4 protein-coding genes are annotated in these 4,684 nt (G+C 61.2%); 3 read left to right on the top strand and 1 reads right to left on the bottom strand.

The genetic code is table 11. The features are described 5' to 3' along the window. The coding region (locus AACS24_RS21745) for a LysR substrate-binding domain-containing protein (RefSeq protein ID WP_258223032.1) at nucleotides 1-455 on the top strand (455 nt) is incomplete at its 5' end. Here the strand turns inward: AACS24_RS21745 and AACS24_RS00160 are convergent. Further along, the gene (locus AACS24_RS00160; RefSeq protein WP_108572013.1) at nucleotides 444-1,310 is read right to left on the bottom strand and encodes a transporter substrate-binding domain-containing protein; all 867 of its coding nucleotides are present in this window, start codon (nucleotides 1,308-1,310) and stop codon (nucleotides 444-446) included. The two genes, AACS24_RS21745 and AACS24_RS00160, sit on opposite strands and share 12 nt — an antisense overlap. A 191-nt stretch (nucleotides 1,311-1,501) precedes the next feature. Between AACS24_RS00160 and AACS24_RS00155 the strand changes: the two genes are divergently transcribed. After that, a complete protein-coding gene (locus AACS24_RS00155) occupies nucleotides 1,502-1,693 on the top strand; it encodes a hypothetical protein (protein WP_019446537.1) in 192 nt (63 codons plus the stop codon). Nucleotides 1,694-1,766: 73 nt separating this feature from the next. After that, entirely contained in the window at nucleotides 1,767-4,343 is a 2,577-nt protein-coding gene (locus tag AACS24_RS00150; RefSeq protein ID WP_108572012.1) for a bifunctional acetate--CoA ligase family protein/GNAT family N-acetyltransferase, read from the top strand. Nucleotides 4,344-4,684 lie beyond the last annotated feature (341 nt).

Genomic DNA, 4,684 nt, shown 5'->3' with positions numbered 1-4,684 from the left:
CCCGCCCCGATGCCCTGCCCGCCAAGCTGGAGTTCGCCAGCCTGCAGCTGGTGCCGCTGGTCTTTATTGCGCCGCGCAATGCCCCGCAGCTCAACCAGTGGTTCCGCCAGGGAGAGCCGGATTGGGAGCAACTGCCGGTCATCCTCTCCGAGCAGGGCTTGGCCCGCAAACGCAGTGATCAGTGGTTTCGCAATAAGGGGATAGCGCCCAACATCTATGCCGAAGTGGCGGGTAACGAGGGGATTGTCGCCATGGTGGCGCTCGGCTGTGGCGTGGGGCTGGTACCGGCGGCGGTAATCGACCACAGCCCGCTCGGCGACAAGGTGCGGATCATCGACCTCAAACCCGCTTTCAAGCCATTTGATGTGGGGATCGGGGTGCTCAAGAAGCGATTGGAAGAACCGCTGATCCGCGCCTTCTGGGATACGGCACAGAACCAGAACTCACTGCGCTGAGACGGGCTGGTAGATGAGCGTCGGGTCGGCCATCATCTTGCGACTCGACAACGGCAGATCAGGGTTGTTCAGCTCGAGACGCTGCCGCTGGTCGAGCTGCAAACGGCGGATGGTGCTGCCAAACCCCTCCTCGAAGATCCGGTCAAAATCCCCGGTTTGCCGCGCCCGCTGCAGGCCAAGCTCAATGCGCTGCGCCAGCTCCGGATATTTGGGCGAAACAAAGAAGAGCAGCGCCAGCGGATAGCGAAACACCAGACGGGGCTCGATGGCGAGATCGGGATGCTGCCTGAGCTCATCCTCGACCTCGATGACCGAGCGCAGGAAGCAGTCAAAGCGCTTCTTGCGCAGCATGTTGAAGAGCGCCTCATAAAGATTGCCCACCGTCACCTTGAGGCCGTTAGCCCGCAGCAACTGGGTGTCTGGCCAGGATCTGTGCTGGCCAATGATGAGCCCGGAGCGGCGCCAGTCGGCCAGCGAATGAATAGCGGCAAAGCGCCCCTCATCCCCCTGCCGAATCAGACAAACCCGCCAGCCGAGCAGCCCCTTGGCCAGCGGAATGTGGATTGCCAGCAACTCCCGCTCTCGCTCACCATCCGGGGCAAAAACACCGACCTGAACCAGCTCGCCGCTGTGCAGCTCTTTCACCGTCCGCCCCTGTTCCATCGGCGGGCTGGAGACCAGCTGGTAGGGGCCATATTCAGGCACCGTCAGATCGAGAGAGAGCCGCAACAACTGCACCACTGCCGGGTTGGGATGCTCCAGCAGCAGATTCCAGGCGCGGATCGACTGCACGGCAGCCGACGCATCCGCCGCCCACAGCCACAACACCATGCACCACAATCCGACTCGCTTCATTCCCCGCACCATCCAAGCGCCATGCTTCTGGTCATACTATAACGCCAGCCAAGGGCCTGATGCGGCGTTCGCTGCCAGATGTGTGAACCTTCTCCGGTCCCGTCTCATGTCAGAAGTGACAATAGGCAAACCGGGCAAGGGATCGCAGACTGAATATTCGCCATCATCGAACCACATCAGGGAGGAGCGCCATGAAACAGCATCTGGTCGAGATCAAGGGATCAACCCTGTTTGAGGAGTATTTGCAGAGCATGGGTCTGCCCAGCACCTTGCTGGACAGGGAGCAGGAGATCTACCTGCAGGAGCGCCACCTCGGTGCCATCCGCCGGGTACAGGGGGAGCTGCGCTTTTACCTGCGCGCCAACGCCCTCAACAAACGGTGATCGGGAGCCGGTCACAGAACCTGCAACAAAGAGGTATTAGACTGGTATCTTCCCCCTTTCGACGGGAGTGCCCATGAACGCAAGCGGTCTGGATCGGCTGTTCAAACCCCAATCAATCGCCATCATCGGCGCCTCGACCGATCCGCACAAAGCGGGCCACGTGATCGTTCGCCACCTGCTGGCGGGCAACTTCAAAGGGCCCATCCTGCCAGTCACCCCGCGCAGCAAGGCAGTGGCTGGCGTGCTGGCCTATCCCGATATCGCCAACCTGCCGCTGGCTCCGGATCTCGCCATCATCTGTACTCGCCGGGAGCGGGTCATCCCCCTGCTGGAGGCACTCGGCCAGAAGGGAACAGGCGCAGCCATCATACTCGCCGCCGATTTTTCACAAGATGAGCGGCAGGAGCTGAAACGGCTTTGCCGACAATATGGCATCCGCCTGCTCGGCCCCAACAGCATGGGGATGCTGCTGCCCGGTCAGGGGCTCAATGCCAGCTTTTCACCGATTGCCGCCAAGCCCGGGCAAGTCGCCTTTCTCTCCCAGTCTGCCGCGGTCAGCACCACCATTCTCGACTGGGCCAAGCAGCATGAGCTGGGCTTCTCCGCCTTTATCTCTCTTGGCGATCACTGCGATATCGACTTCGGCCAGCTGCTGGATCAACTATCCCGCGACAGCGTGACCCGCGCCATCCTGCTCTACATGGACAAGCTGCACGATGCCCGCCATTTTCTCTCGGCAGCTCGAGCGGCCTCGCGCAACAAGCCAATCCTGGTGCTGAAAAGCGGACGCCACGATCCGGCTCACGGCCTCGACAACGTCTATGACGCCGCCATCCGCCGCGCCGGCATGCTGCGGGTGCGGGATACCCACGAGCTGTTTGCCGCAGTGGAAACACTGAGCCACTCCATGACCCTCAAGGGGGAGCGACTAGCCATCATCTCCAATGGCCGCGGGCTGGCCAATATGGCGGTGGATGTGCTGCTGGAGCGGGGCGGCAAACTGGCCCGCCCGCCGCTCGATATCGGCAGCGATGCCACCATTACCACCTATCAGGAAACGCTGGACAACCTGCTTGGGGAAGAGGGGATCGATGCCATCCTGATCATTCACGCCCCCTCCCTTACAGCCCCCAGTGCGCCGCTGGCCAGCCACCTTATCACCCACCTGAAACAGCACCCCAGAGCGCGCCGTTTCAATATTCTCACCAACTGGGCGGGCGAGTACTCGGCGCAGGAGGGGCGCAAACTCTTTACCGAGGCGGGCATCCCGACCTACCGTACCCCGGAAAGCGCCATGGCCGCCTTCATGCACATGGTGGAGTACCGCCGCAACCAGAAGCAGCTGATGGAGACCCCCGCCTCCCTGCACGGCAACCAGCTCAATATCGAGCTCTGCCAGCAGCTGATCCGCCAAGCGCAGGAGCGCAAACAGCTGAGGTTGGATACCCATCTCGCCCACCCCATCTTGCAAGCAGCCGGGCTCGCAACATTGCCCACCTGGATCGTCACCGATGCCATCGAGGCAACCCTGACTGCCGAGCAGATCGGCTACCCGGTGGCAGTGAAACTCCGTTCGCCCGATATCCTGCACAAATCTGCCGTGCACGGTGTGGTGCTCAATCTGCGCACCTCGGCCGAAGTAGCACAGGCTGCCGATGCCATTCTGGACAGGGTGAAACAGCACGATCCCGGCGCCCGTATTGAAGGGCTGCTGGTGCAGCGCATGGCACGGCGCAGCGGTGGCCTTGAGCTGCGGGTACGTATCCAGCAAGACGCCATCTTTGGCCCCGTCATTCTGCTGGGGGAATCGGGCGCGGAGCCACAGGAGATGGTTGCGGCGCTACCGCCGCTCAATCAGGCGCTGGCTCGTTACCAGATCATCGGCGCGCTCAAGAGTCGCAAGATCCGTGAACATGCCACGCCGGATCGGCTGGATATCGATGCCCTCAGTCAGGTGCTCTGCCAGCTCTCCGAACTGCTGCTCGCCTTCCCGCAGATCCAGGAGCTGGATCTTCATCCGCTGCAAGCTTGTGGCACCGAAATGGTGGTGCTGGATGCCAGCGTCACGCTGGCCGACCCTGCACTTCCCCCCACCAATCGGCTGGCGATCCGACCCTACCCGACCGAGCTGGAGGAGGGAGCCTGGCTCAAGGATCAGAGTCATGTTCTGCTGCGCCCCATTCGTCCGGAAGATGAGCCGGCCCACAAGCAGTTCGTACTGCAAGTCTCCGATGAAGACAGGTACAAGCGCTTCTTCGCCGACGTGGGTGAGCTGGGCCACGAAGAGTTGGCCCGCATGACCCAGATCGATTACGACCGCGAAATGGCCTTTGTCGCCGTAGGGCAGGATGGGGAGCGCAAAGATCAGATTCTCGGGGTGGTGCGCGCCATCTCTACACCAGATCTCAGCGATGCCGAATTTGCTATTCTGGTTCGTTCCGACCTGAAAGGACTGGGGCTCGGCAAACTGATGATGGAGAAGATCATCCGCTACGCCTGCGAACAGGGCATTGGCCAGCTCTCCGGCATGACCATGCCGAGCAATCGCGGCATGGTAACCCTCGCCAAGCGACTCGGCTTCACCATTGACGTCCAGATGGAGGAGGGGGTGGTCAATATGGCCCTTCTCTGTGGGGCTAAATCTGAGTGAAGGCGGCGGGTGGCCACGAGTGATCCAGCACAAATAGTTGCGAATAATCCAAAAGTGACCGCGATTACACCCCAAAAGGAGTTAATAGCGGGCCTGCCAGCACCCTCCCTTAGGTAAGGGCTATTGTTCAGTGGCTTCTGGATGCTGAAAACACAAAAGCCCGGTCATCAGACCAGGCTTTGGTGTCTATTCTGGCGTGCAACGCTGTGGCTCAATCGGCAAATCGCCCATAGCAAAAAGGCCTTCCCTATCGGGAAGGCCTTCTATTTAGTGGCGGAGCGGACGGGACTCGAACCCGCGACCCCCGGCGTGACAGGCCGGTATTCTAACCGACTGAACTA

The sequence above is a fragment of the Aeromonas sp. HMWF016 genome (genome assembly GCF_963878195.1).
GTDB lineage: Bacteria > Pseudomonadota > Gammaproteobacteria > Enterobacterales > Aeromonadaceae > Aeromonas > Aeromonas lacus.
The sequence above is the reverse complement of the archived record's forward strand: the minus strand, read 5'-3'. Positions and strand labels throughout refer to the sequence as shown.